The sequence below is a fragment of the Proteus sp. HMSC14B05 genome (assembly GCF_001808035.1).
GTDB lineage: Bacteria > Pseudomonadota > Gammaproteobacteria > Enterobacterales > Enterobacteriaceae > Proteus > Proteus mirabilis.
Genome location: NZ_KV791971.1, coordinates 1 through 19811 on the forward strand (window position 1 = coordinate 1; position 19811 = coordinate 19811).

The 19811-nt window shown below is 40.8% G+C and carries 17 protein-coding genes and 1 riboswitch; of the genes, 9 read left to right on the forward strand and 8 right to left on the reverse strand.

The features are described from left to right. The first annotated feature begins 296 nt into the window (after positions 1–296). Both purH and purD read left to right on the forward strand, forming a co-directional pair. Entirely contained in the window at positions 297–1886 is a 1590-nt protein-coding gene (gene purH / locus HMPREF3129_RS03795) for a bifunctional phosphoribosylaminoimidazolecarboxamide formyltransferase/IMP cyclohydrolase (protein ID WP_036919202.1), read from the forward strand. A 12-nt stretch (positions 1887–1898) separates the two neighbouring features. After that, the gene (gene purD, locus HMPREF3129_RS03800; RefSeq protein WP_004249142.1) at positions 1899–3188 is read left to right on the forward strand and encodes a phosphoribosylamine--glycine ligase; all 1290 of its coding nucleotides are present in this window, start codon (positions 1899–1901) and stop codon (positions 3186–3188) included. Between the two features lie 23 nt (positions 3189–3211). Here purD and HMPREF3129_RS03805 read toward each other — a convergent pair whose 3' ends face one another. The 6 genes from HMPREF3129_RS03805 to nudC all read right to left on the reverse strand — a co-directional run bounded on the left by HMPREF3129_RS03805 (position 3212) and on the right by nudC (position 7655). Further along, the gene (locus HMPREF3129_RS03805) at positions 3212–3904 is read right to left on the reverse strand and encodes a DUF1481 domain-containing protein (protein ID WP_004246923.1); all 693 of its coding nucleotides are present in this window, start codon (positions 3902–3904) and stop codon (positions 3212–3214) included. A 14-nt stretch (positions 3905–3918) separates the two neighbouring features. Next, a complete protein-coding gene (locus HMPREF3129_RS03810) occupies positions 3919–4191 on the reverse strand; it encodes an HU family DNA-binding protein (RefSeq protein ID WP_004246922.1) in 273 nt (90 codons plus the stop codon). A gap of 190 nt (positions 4192–4381) precedes the next feature. Next, the gene (locus HMPREF3129_RS03815) at positions 4382–4972 is read right to left on the reverse strand and encodes a YjaG family protein (RefSeq protein ID WP_004246921.1); all 591 of its coding nucleotides are present in this window, start codon (positions 4970–4972) and stop codon (positions 4382–4384) included. 74 nt (positions 4973–5046) lie between these two features. Then, positions 5047–5715 carry a deoxyribonuclease V gene (gene nfi / locus HMPREF3129_RS03820; RefSeq protein ID WP_036900352.1) on the reverse strand — a complete coding sequence of 223 codons (669 nt, stop codon included), beginning with the start codon at positions 5713–5715 and terminating at the stop codon, positions 5047–5049. Beyond that, a complete protein-coding gene (hemE, locus tag HMPREF3129_RS03825; protein ID WP_004249140.1) occupies positions 5708–6781 on the reverse strand; it encodes a uroporphyrinogen decarboxylase in 1074 nt (357 codons plus the stop codon). The genes nfi and hemE overlap by 8 nt, the downstream gene beginning before the upstream one ends. Before the next feature lie 88 nt (positions 6782–6869). Beyond that, positions 6870–7655 (reverse strand): NAD(+) diphosphatase, encoded by a 786-nt coding sequence (gene nudC, locus HMPREF3129_RS03830; RefSeq protein WP_004246918.1) that lies wholly within the window; start codon positions 7653–7655, stop codon positions 6870–6872. Positions 7656–7802: 147 nt separating this feature from the next. Between nudC and HMPREF3129_RS03835 the strand changes: the two genes are divergently transcribed. From HMPREF3129_RS03835 to thiH, 7 genes are all read left to right on the forward strand, one after another. Next, complete coding sequence (locus HMPREF3129_RS03835; protein WP_036919206.1) at positions 7803–8483, forward strand: HAD family hydrolase; 681 nt, start codon at positions 7803–7805, stop codon at positions 8481–8483. Positions 8484–8527: 44 nt separating this feature from the next. Beyond that, positions 8528–8650: riboswitch (TPP riboswitch) on the forward strand. 131 nt (positions 8651–8781) lie between these two features. After that, positions 8782–10734: a phosphomethylpyrimidine synthase ThiC gene (thiC, locus tag HMPREF3129_RS03840; RefSeq protein WP_004246916.1), complete on the forward strand. Its 1953-nt coding sequence runs from the start codon at positions 8782–8784 to the stop codon at positions 10732–10734. After that, a complete protein-coding gene (gene thiE / locus HMPREF3129_RS03845) occupies positions 10718–11365 on the forward strand; it encodes a thiamine phosphate synthase (protein WP_036919208.1) in 648 nt (215 codons plus the stop codon). Before thiC ends, thiE begins: the two co-directional genes overlap by 17 nt. Next, entirely contained in the window at positions 11359–12108 is a 750-nt protein-coding gene (locus HMPREF3129_RS03850) for a HesA/MoeB/ThiF family protein (protein WP_036919210.1), read from the forward strand. The genes thiE and HMPREF3129_RS03850 overlap by 7 nt, the downstream gene beginning before the upstream one ends. Then, positions 12105–12305 carry a sulfur carrier protein ThiS gene (gene thiS, locus HMPREF3129_RS03855; protein WP_004250087.1) on the forward strand — a complete coding sequence of 67 codons (201 nt, stop codon included), beginning with the start codon at positions 12105–12107 and terminating at the stop codon, positions 12303–12305. The genes HMPREF3129_RS03850 and thiS overlap by 4 nt, the downstream gene beginning before the upstream one ends. A 1-nt stretch (position 12306) precedes the next feature. Further along, positions 12307–13086: a thiazole synthase gene (locus tag HMPREF3129_RS03860; RefSeq protein WP_036919213.1), complete on the forward strand. Its 780-nt coding sequence runs from the start codon at positions 12307–12309 to the stop codon at positions 13084–13086. After that, positions 13086–14204 (forward strand): 2-iminoacetate synthase ThiH, encoded by a 1119-nt coding sequence (gene thiH / locus HMPREF3129_RS03865; RefSeq protein ID WP_004249130.1) that lies wholly within the window; start codon positions 13086–13088, stop codon positions 14202–14204. Before HMPREF3129_RS03860 ends, thiH begins: the two co-directional genes overlap by 1 nt. Before the next feature lie 158 nt (positions 14205–14362). On the opposite strand, the gene HMPREF3129_RS03870 is transcribed toward thiH, so the two are convergent. After that, complete coding sequence (locus HMPREF3129_RS03870; RefSeq protein ID WP_036919215.1) at positions 14363–15307, reverse strand: Rpn family recombination-promoting nuclease/putative transposase; 945 nt, start codon at positions 15305–15307, stop codon at positions 14363–14365. 191 nt (positions 15308–15498) lie between these two features. Next, the gene (gene rpoC / locus HMPREF3129_RS03875; RefSeq protein ID WP_004246908.1) at positions 15499–19728 is read right to left on the reverse strand and encodes a DNA-directed RNA polymerase subunit beta'; all 4230 of its coding nucleotides are present in this window, start codon (positions 19726–19728) and stop codon (positions 15499–15501) included. Between the last annotated feature and the right edge of the window lie 83 nt (positions 19729–19811).

A 19811-nucleotide genomic window follows, 5' to 3' on the forward strand; every position in this document is an offset into this window, starting at 1 on the left:
ATAGGGAGTTTTCTGAGGCTGGCAATAGTTTTTTTAAGAAAAAAATTCGTTTGCTTAATTCCACAGCAAAACCCTTAGTTATACGCAGTTATCAACAATTTTATCCACAAGCCATCTTTTCCCACAAATTTAGCATGTCAAACGCAAACGTTTGCGTTATTATAATACCCAAATGAGTGAGATTGATTTTGTCTTCATCTTCTGAAATGTTAGTGGTGCAAACACAATTTCACTGTATCAACGTGACTTTTCATCACAATGACTACTGTTATACAAAAACCCAAGGGATAAAACTCATGCAACACCTTCGTCCTATCCGCCGTGCTCTTTTAAGTGTGTCTGATAAAGCAGGTATTTTAGAATTTGCGAAAGCGCTTGTAGAAAGAAATGTAGAACTTTTATCAACAGGGGGGACAGCGCGTCTATTAGCAGAAGCTGGCTTACCCGTTATAGAAGTCTCTGACTACACCGGTTTTCCAGAAATGATGGATGGTCGTGTAAAAACACTTCACCCTAAAGTACATGGTGGTATTTTAGGACGTCGTGGACAAGATGATACCATTATGGAGGAACATGATATTCGTCCTATCGACATGGTTGTTGTCAATCTTTATCCCTTCGCTAAAACAGTAGCTCGTCCCGATTGCTCATTAGCAGATGCTGTTGAGAATATTGATATTGGTGGTCCTACCATGGTTCGTTCCGCAGCAAAGAACCATAAAGACGTCACCATTGTGGTTAATAGCAATGACTATGAAAAAGTGATTGAAGAAATGGACAATCACCAAAACAGTCTGACTTTAGATACACGTTTTGATTTAGCCATTAAAGCCTTTGAGCATACCGCAGCTTATGACAGTATGATTGCGAACTACTTTGGCCAAAAAGTTGCACCTTATTATGGTGATACTTCACAACCATCAGGAACCTTCCCTCGTACCTTAAATCTTAACTATATAAAGAAACAAGATATGCGTTATGGTGAGAATGCTCATCAGCAAGCGGCTTTCTATATAGAAGAGAATATTGAAGAAGCCTCTATCGCAACAGCAAATCAATTACAAGGTAAAGCACTCTCTTATAACAATATTGCCGATACTGATGCTGCATTGGAATGCGTGAAATCATTTTCCGAACCAGCTTGTGTTATCGTGAAACATGCAAACCCTTGTGGCGTTGCTATTGCGGACACTCTCACACAAGCATATGACAAGGCATTTAAAACTGATCCAACTTCTGCATTTGGCGGTATTATCGCTTTCAATAGAAGCTTAGATGCAAAAACAGCAAGTGCCGTTATAGAGCGTCAATTTGTCGAAGTCATTATCGCGCCGTCTATTAATGAAGATGCTCTACCTATTTTAGCAACCAAACCTAATGTTCGTGTATTAGCCTGTGGTGAATGGCAAGAAGCTAAACCTGCACTTGATTTCAAACGGGTTAACGGAGGCTTATTAGTACAAGATCGTGATTTAGGTATGGTTAAAGAAGAAAACCTAAGGGTTGTCACGCAACGCCAGCCTAGTGAACGAGAATGGAAAGATGCGCTATTTTGCTGGAAAGTTGCAAAATTTGTGAAATCCAACGCAATTGTGTATGCCAAAAATGACATGACGATTGGCATCGGTGCGGGCCAAATGAGCCGTGTCTATTCTGCTAAAATAGCAGGGATTAAAGCGGCTGATGAAGGTTTAGAAGTAGCAGGTTGCGCCATGGCATCTGATGCATTCTTTCCCTTTAGAGATGGTATTGATGCGGCAGCTATGGCCGGTGTAACTTGTGTTATTCAGCCAGGTGGTTCTATTCGTGATGATGAAGTAATTGCTGCAGCTAATGAACACAATATCGCGATGATTTTTACTAACATGCGTCATTTCCGCCATTAATAAGGGATTGCTATGAAAATTTTAATCATTGGTAATGGTGGTCGTGAACATGCACTAGCTTGGAAAGCAGCGCAATCTCCTTTAGCAACCCAAGTGTTTGTTGCCCCTGGTAATGCAGGAACAGCATTAGAACATGGCGTACAAAACGTCGATATTAGTGCCACTGATATTGCCGCATTAGTTGCATTTGCCCAACAAAATCACATTGATTTAACCATTGTGGGGCCTGAGGCACCATTGGTAATTGGTGTAGTAGATGCGTTCAAACAAGCGGGGCTCATGATTTTTGGCCCCACCAAAGGTGCGGCACAACTAGAAGGTTCGAAAGCATTTACAAAAGATTTTTTAGCCCGCCATCATATCCCAACGGCAGCTTATCAAAACTTTACTGAAATAGCGCCTGCACTTGAATATCTCCATAAAGTTGGCACACCTATTGTGATTAAAGCGGATGGCCTAGCTGCGGGTAAAGGTGTCATTGTTGCCATGACACATACCGAAGCAGAAAATGCGATAAAAGATATGTTAGCAGGTAATGCTTTTGGTGATGCAGGACACCGTATTGTTATTGAAGAATTTCTTGATGGAGAAGAAGCCAGTTTTATTGTTATGGTGGATGGTGAAAATGTACTTCCAATGGCAACAAGTCAAGATCATAAGCGCGTCGGTGATGGTGACTCAGGCCCAAACACCGGCGGAATGGGGGCTTATTCTCCTGCACCGGTTGTTACTCCTGAAATCCACCAGCAAGTCATGGATAACATCATTTATCCAACTGTCAAAGGCATGGCTGCCGAAGGACATCGCTATCAAGGTTTTCTTTATGCAGGCTTAATGATTGATAAGCAAGGTATTGCCAAAGTCATTGAGTTTAACTGCCGTTTTGGCGATCCGGAAACGCAACCTATTATGATGCGCATGCAATCAGACTTAGTTGATCTCTGTTTAGCGGGTGCAAAAGGCGAACTAGCCGGTAAAGACTCCATTTGGGATCCCCGCCCCGCTTTAGGTGTTGTAATGGCCGCCGGTGGCTATCCTGATAACTACCGCCAAAATGATATTATTGAGGGACTAACAGCAACATCTTCTTCAACAGCTAAGGTATTTCAAGCAGGAACAAAATTAACGGTTCAAGGTGAAGTTGTTACAGCAGGAGGCCGAGTATTATGTGCAACTGCTTTAGGGGAAGATATCGAACAAGCTCAAAAGAATGCCTATGCTTTAGCCAAAAGTATTCACTGGTATGGCTGTTTCTATCGCCATGATATCGGCTATCGTGCCATTGCGCGTTTAAAAAAGTAAGTTAAAACAGCAAAAGGGAGTGATCACAAACTCTCTTTTGTTGGTTCCCATTTACAAAAATCGTGTTCTGCAACCATTAACAACTGGTTACCTTCGGGGGAATCCAGCCAAGCAACATAAGCGGGACGAGTTAGATGCTGTGTTCTACGTTTTAGCCAACGTTGTTCTGGTGCTTCAAATGATACATTCACTTTTTCACCCGCACATGTTGTCAATGTATCTTGATACCAGGTTCCTTGAACTAACTTTACCTGACCTATCGCCAATGCCTTACTGATCTCTCGTTCTCGACTGGCTGCAAATACCATTTTTAAACGTTCATCTTCTGTTAATGGGCGCTTTTGTCCTTGATACTCTTGTTGCATAAAGATAACTTCGCCACGTTTATTTAAACGTAAATGCCAAGAGGAAGGATGGGAGGGATTAACGATTTCACTGCGAATTTGCCATAATCTATTTTGGCGGTACTCATAAAAAGTGACAACAGTTTCAGGCTTTTGATAAAAGCTATAGACACTCATAATCACTTGAGGCTCTGATGTTTTGTTATTTAAACGCCAAAGCCGCACAACCCCTTCATCTGCAATATAGCCCGTTGCAGAAAATTCGGGTAGTTGTGGAGAAGAAGAGCAGGCGCTGAGCAAAAAAGAGAACCCTATTGCTAACAGCCCCTGTCGTCTCAACAAAAGGGGAGCAACTCCCCCTCTATTGTTCATTCCGTTCAAAGGAATTATTTTACTGCGTCTTTCAGTGCTTTACCGGCAGTAAATGCAGGAACGTTAGCTGCTGCAATTTTAATTTCTTTGCCAGTTTGAGGGTTACGACCAGTACGCTCTGCACGGTGATTCACTTTGAATGTACCGAAACCAACTAACTGGACAGAATCACCTTCTTTCAGAGCACCTGTTACTGAGTCGATAAACGCTTCAATAGCAGCTTTTGCCTGAGTTTTTGTCAGATCCGCTTTTTCAGCAACTGATTCGGTTAATTCAGCTTTGTTCATAAAATAGTCCTTAAAGTATGTTTTATCGTTTGAAAAACATCTGGTGAAAAAACTTAATTCATCTTTTTTAGAGAGTCAGTTAAGCAAAACACCTGAGCCACTTCTTTTCGTACCCAATGTAGAACATACACGGGGGTAATGTGAAGTCTTTAAACGTCGCTTTTCAAGCACTAAATCACGTTTTTCTGATTTAGTGCGTTAATTCTATACCGATATTGCTCATTCCAGATTCGCGCAGGTCTGTACGCAGACCTTTTATTAGTTCAATATCTCTTTCTTCGCACTCAACAAGTAGGCGATAAATTTCCCATTGAATATCGAACTCTTCAGTGACCGCAGCAAGAGATTTTAATTCTTCTTCAGACATTTCTCTTTCTGCTTGTGTCATTTCAAGTGTAGCAACAGTTCCAACCGAAATTTTGCTCACTTCAATAGCATGACTGAGTGACTCACCACTTAAACGAGAATGAATAAGCTCACTCAGTGCCACACAGGCGTCGATTGCAGGATAGACACCATAAATATCAAACTGAGATGCATCAGGAATAGCTTCTTCTAATTTCTCTAATTGAGAATCAAAATTCACCTTCGCATCTTTTACCGTTAAAGTTTCCCAAACTAGATCGAGAATACGACGATACAGGGTTGGATCAGTAAATCCTGTTTCGCGACAAAATACCTGATAATTTGGATACATTCTCTCACACAGGCACGCCATAAACGTTAAGTGTTGCCAACTTTCAAGCTTTTCTAAACGTAAATGGATTGGGTTCTTCAACATTAGTGATTACTCATTTTCTTAACTTAGCCGCAGTTTACCTGAAAATTGAAAATATCCACATATTTACCGCCGATTTAGAGCTTATTCTTATTCAATTGCTCAAATAATCGCCTATTTGAGGCAATACCATCGGCCCAACGAGTCGGTTCAGGTAATCGATATCCATTTATACAGCGTTTTACCCACGCTAATGCACTCTCCATACTCACTTTATAGCCTGGAGAAATATATAAAGGTTTACATCTTTTTTTACTACGATAAATCCAACCTAACTGCTCATTCTTATCCATTAATTTTTCCGTACTTCCTACATCGTCGTCTAATTTTTTATCATCACCACATAAACGACTTTTTGCCACACCGATGGTTGGAATATCGGCTAAGAGTCCAAAATGACTTGCCACCCCTAACCGTCTAGGATGTGCGATCCCTTGACCATCAACAAAAACAAGTTGCGGTTTTTGCTTGATGCCCTGCCAAGCTTCTAATAACGCGGGACACTCACGGAATGAAAGGAGTCCGGGAATATAAGGTAGTAATGTTGCAATACGGGCTATTTGATATTCAACAATTTCAAAGGAGGGATAATGCATAACAACAATAGCGGCACGAGTGACCGCACCGCTATTTTCAAATCCGACATCAGCACCTGCAATATAAGTTGGTGCCATAAATTGGTCGGTTAAGATAATCTGTTGAGCTTTCTCTGTCTGCTCTTGACGTAATTGCTGAGTATTAATCATTATCCTGATGATAAGGCTTCGATAGACGGTGAACCGCATCAATAAATGCTCCAGCATGCGCTGGTGGAACATCTTGATGAATACCGTGCCCAAGATTAAAGACATGACCAGTACCTTTGCCAAAGCCAGCTAAAATCGTAGCGACTTCTTGTTCTATTCTTGCTGGTGGCGCATACAACATAGAAGGATCCATATTACCTTGTAAGGCAACCTTATCACCGACTCGACGGCGAGCATCTTCGATATCAATCGTCCAATCAAGTCCTAATGCATCACAACCTGTGGCTGCCATCGCTTCTAACCAACGCCCACCACCTTTAGTAAATAAGGTGACCGGAACTTTTCTGCCCTCATTTTCACGAATAAGACCATCAACAATCTTATGCATGTATTGTAATGAGAACAATTGATAATCGCGTCCTGTTAGCACACCTCCCCATGTATCGAAGATCATGATGGATTGTGCCCCTGCTTTAATCTGAGCATTCAAATAAAGGATAACGCTATCCGCCAGTTTATCCAGTAATAGATGCAGAGCTTGTGGCTCGCTATACATCATTTTTTTAATTTTTGTGAACGCCTTACTACTTCCACCTTCAATCATATAAGTAGCTAGTGTCCATGGACTACCTGAAAAACCAATTAATGGCACATTACCTTGCAATGCATGACGAATAGCACGTACCGCATTCATGACATAACCTAGTTCATCTTCCGGATCGGGAATAGGTAATTTTTTTATATCATCAAGGCTATTTATCGGTGTTTTAAAACGAGGACCTTCCCCTGTTTCAAAATACAAACCTAATCCCATCGCATCAGGGATAGTTAAAATATCAGAAAATAGGATAGCGGCATCTAAAGGAAAACGTCTTAAAGGCTGTAAGGTAACTTCGCATGCCAATTCGGTATTTTTGCACAATGAGATGAAGTCTCCCGCCTGTGCTCGTGTTTCCTTGTATTCAGGAAGGTATCTGCCTGCCTGACGCATCATCCAAACAGGGGTGACATCAACAGGTTGGCGCAACAGCGCACGTAAATAGCGGTCGTTTTTCAACTCACTCATGTCTAACTCCATTAATAGTAATAGGGCCGCAAAATAGCGTGTAGTGTAACATGTTGGAAAAATAACAGTTGGCAGGCAACACCTTTATTTAGCTATTTTCTTCATCTTGTCTAATATTCGCTATCGTATCTTCTATTAAACGTCGCGCAATAGTATCAGAAGGTGGTATTTGTGGTAACTCATCATAGCGATACCATGCTGCACTGATTAATTCCGAAGGATCATGTCGTAATTCTCCCCCTGCATAATCGGCAAGAAAACCCATCATAAGAGAATGAGGGAAAGGCCATGGTTGTGAAGAAACATAACGAATATTGCGAATATGAATATGACTTTCTTCAAAAACTTCGCGAGCTACCGCATCTTCTAAGCTTTCCCCTACTTCAACAAAACCAGCTAAAACGGTGTAGAGTGGTGAATGTTTATGCCTAACGTGGTGTGCTAATAGAATTTTATCTTTATTACGAATACCAACAATAATACAAGGTGCTATTTGTGGGTAATAACGCTCATGACAGTTATCACATAAACATGCCCATTCACTCTCACTATGGCGCATTTTAGCCCCACAATAGCCACAAAACCGATGAGAACGATAAAATTCAGCAAGTTGAACACCACGACCGACTAATTTAAATAACTTTTCATCTTGAGATGCGATAAGCCTTGGTGAACACATATCGCTTTCCATTTTGTCATAAATCAGCCAGACATTTTCTCCTTGCCATTCCCCAACAATTTTGGCTTGTTTACCCACAAGTCCCCAATCTGTTGCTAAACCAAATGGAAGTTCACCTTTGGGTAACCAAACTCGGCCGCCTAGGCTGACTGTCCACCAGCCTTTTTCACCACCTGTTAGCGTATATAAATGCATAGTAATAATTCTATCTTAGTTAATGATATACAATAGAGGATACTCTCTTTCACAAGAGCCGCTCAATGAATTATGTCGCTACGCCAAAATTCATCTATACCTCCATGGTAAAAATATAAATTATATTTATAAATAAGGTTCACTCGAATGACAAATATAACGAAACATAAGATCGCTATTTTTGATTTAGATGAAACACTGTTAGCCGGAGATTCTAGCTGTTTATGGACAAATTACTTGTGGGAGAAAAAGAGAGTCACTGATCCTGCTTTTTTAGCTTTAGATAAACAAATGATCGCTGACTATTACGCAGAAAGGCTCAATATAAATCAGTACTTACACCAACATTTATCTTATTTTAATCAGAATAATATTGAAGAAATAAATCAATGGGTTACTGATTTTACTCATACCATAATCAAGCCATTGCTCTATCCCCAAGGCATTAATACCATAAACCTATACCGACAACAAAATATCCCCGTTATCATTATCTCTGCAACTATGTCTTTTCTAGTACATGCGATTGCAAAACAACTTAATGCAGATATTTCTATGGGCATTGATATGCAGATAAAAAATAATCATTATACAGGCCATATTGAGGGTATTCCTACCTTTAGAGAGGGTAAAGTCACTCGACTCAATCAGTGGAAAGAACGAAACAACATTAATAATTCTTATATTTATTTCTATACTGACTCAGCCAACGATCTCCCTTTATGCTATCAAGCAAATGAGGTTATCACCATTAACGCCGATGAAAGATTAAGCCAAATAGCAACAGAAAAAGAATGGCAACAGTGCTACTGGCAGTTAAATAAATAATCATTATCGGGCTTGTAGTTTTTAAGATCTTTAATATACTGTGGGCATTCTTGTCGGAGTGCCTAGTGTTTATAAGGCTATTTTAAACACAGGCTGAGACCGTTAATTCGGGATCCGCGGAACCTGATCGGGCTAATACCCGCGAAGGGAACAAGAGTCATTCGACCTTTAGATAGCTTCATTGTGTCTATTTTTTACACTCTTATCTGTCGATACTCCCTGCGACCTCCAGACAAGCATTTTTCTCAATATTCACCCGACAAGCCTTGTGCTTGATTGATATTTATTAGGAAATGCTATGTCCAAAAATCAAACTATCTCTATTAAAGATGTTTCGCCCACTGCGAATAAACAGCGCCCACGTAAAGAACAACGCGATGCAGCGCAATCCTTTATTAGCACTATTCAAGGTATTAATTTTCCCAATTCAAAACGTATTTATATCACTGGTACTCGTTCAGATATTCAAGTGCCAATGCGTGAGATCCAACTTGATAAGACCCTGATCGGTGGCTCAAAAGAAGATCCTATTTTTGAAGAGAATGAACCTATTCCAGTCTATGACACTTCAGGGCCTTATGGTGATCCAACTTCTCAACTTGACGTTAATCTTGGCTTAAAAAAAATTCGCCAACCATGGATTGATGCGCGTAATGATACCGAACCTCTTTCACACTTAAGTTCTGATTTCACTCAACAACGCCTTACTGATGCAGGATTAGAACATCTACGCTTTCCGTTAAAACCCAGCCCTAGAAAAGCGCTAAATAATAAGAGAGTGACGCAATTACATTACGCTCGCAAAGGTATTATTACGCCAGAAATGGAATTTATTGCCATTCGAGAAAATATGGGGCGAGAACGTATTCGTAGCGAAGTATTACGCCAACAACATGCCGGATTTAGCTTTGGTGCACATTTACCTGACAATATTACGCCTGAGTTTGTACGCCAAGAAGTTGCCGCCGGCCGTGCCATTATTCCTGCCAATATCAATCACCCAGAATCTGAGCCGATGATTATTGGCCGTAATTTCTTAGTTAAGGTGAATGCTAATATCGGCAACTCTTCGGTTACCTCATCTATCGAAGAAGAAGTAGAAAAACTGATTTGGTCAACACGTTGGGGGGCCGATACGGTAATGGATCTGTCAACTGGACGTTATATCCACGAAACACGTGAATGGATCATCCGTAATAGCCCAGTCCCTATTGGTACTGTTCCTATTTATCAAGCTCTCGAAAAAGTTAACGGTATTGCAGAAGATCTCACTTGGGAAATGTTCCGTGATACTTTATTAGAACAAGCGGAACAAGGGGTAGATTACTTCACTATCCATGCAGGTGTCCTATTACGCTATGTTCCTATGACCGCAAAACGTTTAACGGGCATTGTCTCTCGTGGTGGATCAATTATGGCGAAGTGGTGTTTATCACACCATAAAGAGAATTTCCTCTATACCCACTTCCGGGAGATTTGCGAAATCTGCACCGCTTATGATGTTTCATTATCATTAGGTGATGGTCTAAGACCTGGCTCTATCCAAGATGCTAACGATGAAGCACAGTTCGCTGAATTACATACCTTGGGTGAATTAACAAAGATTGCTTGGGAATATGATGTACAAGTCATGATTGAAGGCCCGGGTCATGTACCAATGCAGATGATACGTCGCAATATGACGGAAGAACTAGAGCATTGTCATGAAGCCCCCTTCTATACATTAGGCCCTCTAACAACTGATATAGCACCGGGCTACGATCATTTTACTTCCGGTATTGGCGCTGCAATGATTGGCTGGTTTGGCTGTGCCATGCTCTGTTATGTCACTCCGAAAGAGCATCTCGGACTCCCCAATAAAGAAGATGTGAAACAAGGTCTTATTACTTATAAAATCGCCGCCCATGCTGCTGATCTTGCCAAAGGACATCCCGGCGCGCAAATTCGTGATAACGCCATGTCTAAAGCCCGTTTTGAGTTTCGATGGGAAGATCAATTTAATCTAGCACTTGATCCTGAAACTGCCCGTCAATATCACGATGAAACCTTACCTCAAGCATCGGGGAAAGTCGCTCACTTCTGCTCTATGTGTGGACCTAAATTCTGCTCAATGAAGATAACACAAGAAGTGCGTGATTATGCAGCAGGTATGGAGCAAATGTCACAAGCCTTTAAAGCCCATGGTAGTGAGCTATACCACAGTGCAGAAATAGCCAGTTCCGAGGTAGCTGATAATGAACAGATCCTCTAATTCGGCTTTTGCCCCAACCGAAAAAAAGTTGGGGCTTTACCCTGTTGTCGATTCTATTGAATGGATTGAGCGCCTGTTGAAAATAGGTGTAACAACGATCCAATTACGCATCAAAGATAAACAGCCCAAAGATGTTGAACAAGATATAATCACTGCAATCAAATTAGGTCGTAAGTATAACGCAAGATTATTTATCAATGATTATTGGCAACTCGCCATTAAACATCACGCTTATGGTGTTCATCTTGGACAAGAAGATCTCGACATTGCCGATCTTGATGCTATTAAACAGTCAGGTTTATGCCTTGGTATTTCCACCCATAATGACACTGAACTACAAAGAGCAAAAAGGCTACTTCCCTCTTATATTGCTTTAGGGCATATATTTCCAACGACGACGAAAGATATGCCATCAAAGCCACAAGGTTTAAGAGCACTCAAGTATCAAGTAGAACAAACTCATGATTTTCCAACCGTTGCTATTGGCGGGATCTCTCTAGAAAAAGTCTCTGATGTCGTAGCAACTGGCGTTGGTGGAGTTGCTTTAGTGAGTGCAATAACAAAGGCATCAGATTGGCAACAGGTAACACTTAAATTATTAGAATTAGTAGAGGGAAAACCATCATGCTAAATGATAATGATTTTATGCGTTATAGCCGACAAGTGGTGTTAGAAGATATAGGCTTAGAAGGGCAAACCAAAATACAGCAAGCCAGAGTATTAATTATTGGCTTAGGTGGGTTAGGCTCTCCAGCATCACTTTATCTAGCAGGTGCAGGAGTGGGTGAACTTATTTTAGTCGATGATGATAATTTGCATGTCTCGAATTTACAGCGTCAAATTCTCTATCGCACTCAAGATATCCCAGATGCAAAATCAGACATCGCCAAACAGGCTCTACTTGCCTTAAATCCTGACATTAAAATCACCACCTATAAACAACGTGTTAATGATGATTTTCTCTCTACGTTGCTTCAAAACATCGATTTAGTTTTAGATTGCACTGATAACATGAGCACTCGCCAAGCAATCAATCGTATCTGTGTTAAACAACAAATACCGCTTATTAGTGGCAGTGCCGTTGGATTTAGTGGTCAGTTGATCGTGTTTGAGCCCCCTTTTATGCATGGTTGTTACCACTGTCTCTATCCTGATAACAAAGAGCCACAACGCAATTGCCAAACAGCTGGAATTCTAGGCCCCGTTGTAGGGGTCATTGGTACTCTGCAGGCACTTGAAGCAATTAAGTTACTTGCAGGTTTACCAAGTACGTTAAGTGGAAAACTACGTCTGTTCGATGGTAGAAAACAAAATTGGAGCACCTTGCGCTTAACACCATCAAAAAACTGTCCTGTTTGTCGAGGGTTAGCATGAATATTACCGTAAATGACGAACGTTATTCTCTGGATATGCCTGTCACGATAAGCCAGCTCCTTATTGAGTTAAAACAACCCTCTATGGGGGTGGCACTCGCTATCAACGACATCATTATTCCGCGTGAAAACTGGAATACACAAATGATCAATGAGGGTGACACAATTCTTCTCTTTCAAGCAATTGCGGGAGGCTGATATGTTGAAAATTGCTGATACTACATTCACATCAAGGTTATTTACTGGTACAGGTAAATTTGCGACACCAACACTCATGGCTGAAGCCATTAAAGCCTCTGGTAGCCAATTAGTCACAATGGCAATGAAGCGTGTTGATTTAAAAAATGGCAATGATGATCTAATCGCCCCTCTTAAATCATTAGGGGTAAAATTATTACCTAATACTTCTGGTGCAAAAACAGCACAAGAAGCCGTTTTTGCTGCACGATTAGCAAAAGAGGCCTTTGATACCCATTGGATCAAATTAGAAATTCATCCTGATACCAAATACCTACTTCCAGATCCAATAGAAACACTTAAGGCGGCTGAACTTCTCGTTAAAGAAGGTTTTGTGGTTTTACCTTATTGCAGTGCTGATCCGGTATTATGCCGTCGCTTAGAAGAGGTAGGATGCGCAGCTGTAATGCCGTTAGGTTCACCTATTGGTTCCAATCAGGGTTTACAAACTCGCGATTTTTTGCGGATTATTATTGAACAAACCTCAATACCCGTTGTTGTTGACGCTGGTATTGGCGCACCAAGCCATGCTCTTGAAGCTTTAGAATTGGGTGCGGATGCTGTACTCGTCAATACCGCCATAGCCGTAGCTAAAAATCCAGTTTTAATGGCTCAAGCTTTTAAAGCTGCAATTGATGCTGGAGAGCTTACTCGACAATCTGGACTGGCTGTACCGACTGCAATAACACATATGCAAGCACAAGCCTCTAGCCCATTAACCCAATATTTAGAGGCTTTCTAATGAAAACATTTTCTGATTATTGGCAACAATTAGATTGGGATGACATCACGTTAAGACTGAATAGTAAAACTTGTGAAGATGTTGAAACTGCTTTATCTCATCATACTTTAACTCTTGATGATTTTATGGCGCTGATCTCCCCAGCTGGCCGACATTATTTAGAACCAATGGCACAACGAGCCCAGCAACTAACTCGACAACGTTTTGGTAATGTTGTCGGTTTATATGTTCCACTATACCTCTCTAATTTATGTGCTAATGATTGCACTTATTGTGGTTTTTCAATGAGTAATGCCATCAAGCGCAAAACATTAAATGAAGACGAAATCCTTGCTGAATGTCATAGCATTCGGCAATTAGGTTTTGATAGCCTGCTACTCGTTACAGGAGAGCATCAAAGAAAAGTTGGTATGGATTATTTCCGTCAATATATACCGCTTATTCGCCAGCAGTTCAGTTTATTAATGATGGAAGTACAACCTCTGGCGACCAATGAGTATGCTGAATTAAAAACGCTCGGTATTGATGGTGTAATGGTTTATCAAGAAACCTATCATGAACCCACTTATCAGTTGCATCATCTAAGAGGAAAAAAACAAGATTTTCATTGGCGGTTACAAACCCCTGATAGATTAGGGCAAGCCGGCATTGATAAAATTGGTTTAGGTGCACTAATTGGTTTATCTGACAGATGGCGTACCGATTGTTATATGGTGGCTGAGCATCTGCTATTTTTACAAAAACGTTACTGGAAAAGTCGTTACTCTATCTCCTTTCCTCGTCTACGCCCATGTGCTGGTGGGCTTAATCCTGCATCGGTAATGAGTGAAGCAGAATTAGTTCAGTTGATTTGTGCTTTTCGTATTTTAGCCCCCGATGTTGAGCTTTCCCTTTCAACACGTGAATCGCCTTACTTTCGCGATAATACAGTACCTTTAGCCATCAATAATATCAGCGCTGGCTCTAAAACTCAGCCCGGTGGTTATTCTGATAGCCATGAGGAGTTAGAGCAATTTTCACCTAATGATAATCGTCATGTCAGTGATGTAATTAATGCCCTCAAAACACGAGGATTACAGCCTGTATGGAAAGATTGGGATAACTATTTAGGTCGTTAATAGAGATAAAATAATACCGCGTTTTAATTTATTTTTTTAATAAATATAATCGCGGTTTTATTACATAACACATAGTAATAAATAATAAAAAATAATATCAATACGTTAGATATAACAATAAATTTTTCTTAAAAAGATTAAGTTAACTAACTATTTCATTAAGTTAAAAGCAATATTTTAAGTTCTTGTATACTTAAACCAGTTATTCGTTCAATAAATTCCAACTCAACATTTTCTTTTAATAAGTTTTTTGCTAATTGTATTTGTACTATCTTTTTACCTATTTCTATACCTTCATTTTTACCTATCTCTATCCCCTCCATTTTTCCTAATTTAAATCCTTTATTTTCTAACCGCCATGCAATATTCATAATCGTCTCTCTATGATTATCTACTTGTTCAGCTATCTTATTTATGATGGATTCAAAATCCGCCGCGTCCATAATTGAGAATAAATATTGTACAACAGCGATAGTGTCTTCATCACTGCAGTTTTTCTGATTTATCGCTTTTGAGAGAAGCATCGCTAACTTATCAAGATCATCGCAACTGTTCACATGTTTCATTGCAATTTCCATTACAGCGGCTTTTCTATGTGTTAATAAAATTTCATCATCAATTGAATTCAAATCAATTAATGCAAAATTATTAAGATAGAGTTGATTTGCCAATGTAGAAAGCGGAAAACAATCTAACCAATTGACAGAAAAAGGATAAGGCTTGCGTTTGCCATGATAAAACAAGATAGGAACAACCAATGGCAAAGATGTGTAACCTTGCTGTAGATGCTGATTCATCGTGCAAAACGCATAGTGCATCATACGCCAAGCGATCATTTTATCTGGTCGAGATTGGTGCTCAATTAAGAAATAAATTGAGATATTCCCCGTTTTGGTTTTCACTGAGTAGAGAATATCTGACATACGAGAACGTAATTTAATATCGATAAAAGAGGAATTTTGTAGCTTTAAAGTTGAAAAATCACAATAGCTTTTTAATTCATCTGATAAATGGATAAAAAAGAAATCCTTAGCATTACTGATATTCATCATGAAGCGTTTGAATGCAGCATCATGAGAAGAAATTAAAATAGGTTTATTCATCGCTGACTCCGTGCTAAATGTGGATCGCCAGCTTACAGAAAAAATGACCTTTTACTTAGTAAAAAATTATCATAAATATCTGAAAAATATAAACTTAATTATTTAACTTACCTATACAAGTATAAAAAGAGCAAAAAAATACCCTCGATAGTTATCGAGGGTATTTATATTTAAAACTAATGCAGTATCAATTAGTTATTTGATGAACCGCCGAAACCTGCATTCAGCAATTCTGCTAAGTTAGCAGAAGCTTCATCTGCACTGATTGTTGCTTCAGTTTCATCCGTTGGCAGTTGTTGTTGACGACGTTGGATACGATCCTGATGGTACGCAAAACCAGTACCTGCAGGGATCAGACGACCCACAATAACGTTTTCTTTTAAACCACGTAATTCGTCACGTTTACCTGCAACAGCAGCTTCAGTCAGTACGCGTGTTGTTTCTTGGAACGATGCCGCAGAGATGAAAGACTCAGTAGCCAGTGATGCTTTCGTAATACCTAATAGGTCACGAGAGTATGTTGCTGGTACTTTACCTTCTTCTTCTAAAATACGGTTCGAAACTTTAACACGAGCGTATTCAACTTGTTCACCTTCAAGGAATTCAGAGCTACCGGCATTTTCGATAGTCACTTTACGTAGCATCTGACGAACGATAACTTCAATGTGTTTATCGTTAATCTTAACCCCTTGTAAACGGTAAACTTCCTGTACTTCATTAGTGATATAGCGAGTAACCGCATGAACACCACGTAAGCGCAGAATGTCATGTGGTGATTCTGGACCATCGGAGATAACATCACCGCGTTCCACAACCTCACCTTCAAATACGTTAAGTTGACGCCATTTAGGGATCATCTCTTCGTATGCATCGCTACCATCTAATGGAGAAATAACTAAGCGACGTTTACCTTTCGTTTCTTTACCGAAAGAAACAATACCGCTGATTTCAGCAAGGATTGCAGGCTCTTTCGGACGACGAGCTTCAAACAAGTCAGCAACGCGTGGTAGACCACCGGTAATATCTTTAGTACCACCAGATTCTTGAGGAATACGTGCTAACGTATCACCCGCATTAATAGCAACGCCATCATCTAATTGAACGATAGCTTTACCTGGTAGGAAGTACTGTGCCGGCATATCTGTATTCGGGATTAATACATCATTACCTTGTGCATCGGTGATGCGCAATGCTGGACGTAAATCTTTACCGCTACCAGTACGCTCTGCAGTATCCAGAACAACCAGTGAAGAAAGACCGGTTAATTCATCCGTTTGACGAGTAATGGTTTGACCATCAACCATGTCAGCAAAACGGATAATACCAGAAACTTCACTCACCACAGGCATGGTATGTGGATCCCAGTTAGCAACTGTTTCGCCACCGTTTACAGCTTCGCCATCACCTTTCGATAATTGAGCACCATAAGGTACTTTATAGCTTTCTTTCGTACGACCGAATTCGTCAATCAGACGTAATTCTGTATTACGAGAAGTAATCACTAACTTACCAGCAGTGTTGGTGATAAATTTCGCATTGATCAATTTCAGTGTACCTTTATTACGTACCTGAATGCTTGATTCTGCTGCCGCACGGGATGCCGCACCACCGATGTGGAACGTACGCATCGTTAACTGTGTACCAGGCTCACCGATTGACTGTGCTGCGATAACACCGATAGCTTCACCTTTGTTGATGATATGACCACGAGCAAGGTCACGACCATAACATTTAGCACATACACCAAAGTCTGTGTCACAGGTTACAACTGAACGAACTTTAACGCTGTCTACTGAGTTTTCTTCTAACAGATCACACAGTTTTTCGTTTAACAGCGTATTACGTGGAACAAGGATATCTGCAGTACCTGGTTTCAGGATATCTTCTGCCGTTACCCGTCCTAATACACGCTCACGCAGTGGCTCTTTAACATCTCCACCTTCAATGACCGGAGTCATCATTACACCTTCGGTTGTACCACAGTCGCTTTCTGTTACGACAAGGTCTTGTGCAACGTCAACTAAACGACGAGTCAAGTAACCGGAGTTTGCTGTTTTCAGTGCGGTATCCGCCAAACCTTTACGAGCACCGTGGGTTGAGATGAAGTACTGGAGTACGTTCAGACCTTCACGGAAGTTCGCAGTGATTGGGGTTTCGATAATGGAACCATCTGGCTTAGCCATCAGACCACGCATACCCGCTAACTGACGGATCTGAGCTGCAGAACCACGAGCACCGGAGTCAGCCATCATAAAGATGCTGTTGAAGGAAACTTGTTGTTCTTCTTCACCATCACGGTTGATCACAGTTTCTGTAGACAGATTTTCCATCATCGCTTTAGCGACGCGTTCATTCGCAGCAGCCCAAATATCGATGACTTTGTTGTAACGTTCACCCGCTGTTACCAGACCGGATTGGAACTGTTCCTGAATTTCTGCAACTTCTGCTTCTGCCTCGGCAATAATCTCTGCTTTTTTCGCAGGGATAACCATGTCATCGATACCTACTGAAGCACCAGAACGTGCTGCGTAAGCAAAACCGGTATACATGATTTGGTCAGCAAAAATAACTGTTGGCTTTAAGCCCATTACGCGGTAGCAGGTATTCAGCATTTTAGAAATAGCTTTTTTACCTAATGGTTGGTTAACCAGTGCGTAAGGTAGGCCTTTTGGTACAATCATCCATAAAATAGCACGACCAACTGTAGTGTCTTTTAAGCTAGTTTCAGTGGTGATATTACCTTCGCCATCTTTGATCTCTTCAGTGATACGTACTTTAACACGCGCGTGTAAAGAGGCTAAACCTGCGCGATAAACGCGTTCAGCTTCTTTTGGACCACTTAACACCATGCCTTCACCTTTGGCATTGATGCAATCACGAGTCATGTAGTAAAGACCTAATACCACGTCCTGTGAAGGAACGATAATTGGGTCACCACTTGCTGGAGACAGAATATTGTTAGTTGACATCATCAACGCGCGAGCTTCTAACTGCGCTTCTAATGTCAATGGAACGTGAACCGCCATTTGGTCACCATCGAAGTCGGCGTTATATGCCGCACAAACGAGTGGGTGTAACTGAATAGCTTTACCTTCAATCAGGATTGGTTCAAACGCCTGTATACCTAAACGGTGAAGTGTCGGTGCACGGTTTAGCATAACTGGGTGTTCACGGATAACTTCATCTAAGATATCCCAAACTACCGCTTCTTCACGCTCAACCATTTTTTTAGCGGCTTTAATTGTTGTCGCTAAACCACGGGTTTCCAGTTTTCCGTAAATAAATGGTTTGAATAATTCAAGTGCCATTTTTTTCGGCAGACCACACTGATGCAGACGCAGGTATGGACCAACGGTGATTACAGAACGACCAGAATAGTCAACACGTTTACCTAACAGGTTTTGACGGAAACGACCTTGTTTACCTTTGATCATATCAGCCAAAGATTTCAGAGGACGTTTGTTAGAGCCTGTAATTGCACGACCGCGACGACCGTTATCTAATAACGCATCAACAGACTCTTGTAACATACGTTTTTCGTTACGTACGATAATGTCTGGAGCTGCTAAATCTAGCAGGCGTTTTAAACGGTTATTACGGTTGATAACGCGACGATATAAATCGTTCAAGTCAGAAGTCGCAAAACGACCACCATCAAGTGGAACCAGTGGACGTAAGTCTGGTGGTAACACTGGCAGTACAGTTAAGATCATCCACTCAGGTTTATTGCCTGATTGCATGAATGCTTCAAGTAACTTGATACGTTTAGTCAGTTTCTTACGTTTAGTTTCAGAGTTAGTCTCATTTAACTCTTCACGCAGCGTTTCACACTCTTGTTCCAGATCCATGCTCTGTAACAAGTTCTGAACAGCTTCAGCACCCATCTTCGCATCAAATTCATCACCGAATTCTTCTAATGCATCGAGGTATTGCTCTTCTGTTAAGATTTGGCCACGTTCAAGGCTGGTCATACCGCCTTCAACAACAACATAAGATTCAAAATACAGTACACGTTCAATATCGCGCAGTGGCATATCCAACAGCAGACCGATACGGGACGGCAGTGATTTCAAGAACCAGATGTGCGCCACTGGAGAAGCTAATTCGATGTGACCCATACGTTCACGACGAACTTTAGTTTGTGTGACTTCAACGCCACACTTCTCACAAATAACACCACGGTGTTTTAAACGTTTGTATTTACCACACAAACATTCGTAATCTTTTACTGGTCCGAAAATACGGGCACAGAAAAGGCCGTCACGTTCTGGTTTGAACGTACGGTAGTTAATTGTTTCTGGCTTTTTAACTTCACCAAATGACCATGAACGGATCATATCAGGTGATGCCAGAGCAATTTTGATCGCATCAAACTCTTCGGTCTTGGTTTGCGCTTTCAGAAACTTTAATAAGTCTTTCACGAAATGGCTCCTGTCGGAGTTAGACCTGCCAGGCAAATGACCCCTGTCATTCACCCCTTTAAACCAGTGTAGTCACTGTTTAG

Coding starts and splice junctions, on each gene's coding strand:
- purH (WP_036919202.1), top strand. CDS start 297: ATGCAACACCTTCGTCCTATCCGCCGTGCTCTTTTAAGTGTGTCTGAT.
- purD (WP_004249142.1), top strand. CDS start 1,899: ATGAAAATTTTAATCATTGGTAATGGTGGTCGTGAACATGCACTAGCT.
- HMPREF3129_RS03805 (WP_004246923.1), bottom strand. CDS start 3,904: ATGAACAATAGAGGGGGAGTTGCTCCCCTTTTGTTGAGACGACAGGGG.
- HMPREF3129_RS03810 (WP_004246922.1), bottom strand. CDS start 4,191: ATGAACAAAGCTGAATTAACCGAATCAGTTGCTGAAAAAGCGGATCTG.
- HMPREF3129_RS03815 (WP_004246921.1), bottom strand. CDS start 4,972: ATGTTGAAGAACCCAATCCATTTACGTTTAGAAAAGCTTGAAAGTTGG.
- nfi (WP_036900352.1), bottom strand. CDS start 5,715: ATGATTAATACTCAGCAATTACGTCAAGAGCAGACAGAGAAAGCTCAA.
- hemE (WP_004249140.1), bottom strand. CDS start 6,781: ATGAGTGAGTTGAAAAACGACCGCTATTTACGTGCGCTGTTGCGCCAA.
- nudC (WP_004246918.1), bottom strand. CDS start 7,655: ATGCATTTATATACGCTAACAGGTGGTGAAAAAGGCTGGTGGACAGTC.
- HMPREF3129_RS03835 (WP_036919206.1), top strand. CDS start 7,803: ATGACAAATATAACGAAACATAAGATCGCTATTTTTGATTTAGATGAA.
- thiC (WP_004246916.1), top strand. CDS start 8,782: ATGTCCAAAAATCAAACTATCTCTATTAAAGATGTTTCGCCCACTGCG.
- thiE (WP_036919208.1), top strand. CDS start 10,718: ATGAACAGATCCTCTAATTCGGCTTTTGCCCCAACCGAAAAAAAGTTG.
- HMPREF3129_RS03850 (WP_036919210.1), top strand. CDS start 11,359: ATGCTAAATGATAATGATTTTATGCGTTATAGCCGACAAGTGGTGTTA.
- thiS (WP_004250087.1), top strand. CDS start 12,105: ATGAATATTACCGTAAATGACGAACGTTATTCTCTGGATATGCCTGTC.
- HMPREF3129_RS03860 (WP_036919213.1), top strand. CDS start 12,307: ATGTTGAAAATTGCTGATACTACATTCACATCAAGGTTATTTACTGGT.
- thiH (WP_004249130.1), top strand. CDS start 13,086: ATGAAAACATTTTCTGATTATTGGCAACAATTAGATTGGGATGACATC.
- HMPREF3129_RS03870 (WP_036919215.1), bottom strand. CDS start 15,307: ATGAATAAACCTATTTTAATTTCTTCTCATGATGCTGCATTCAAACGC.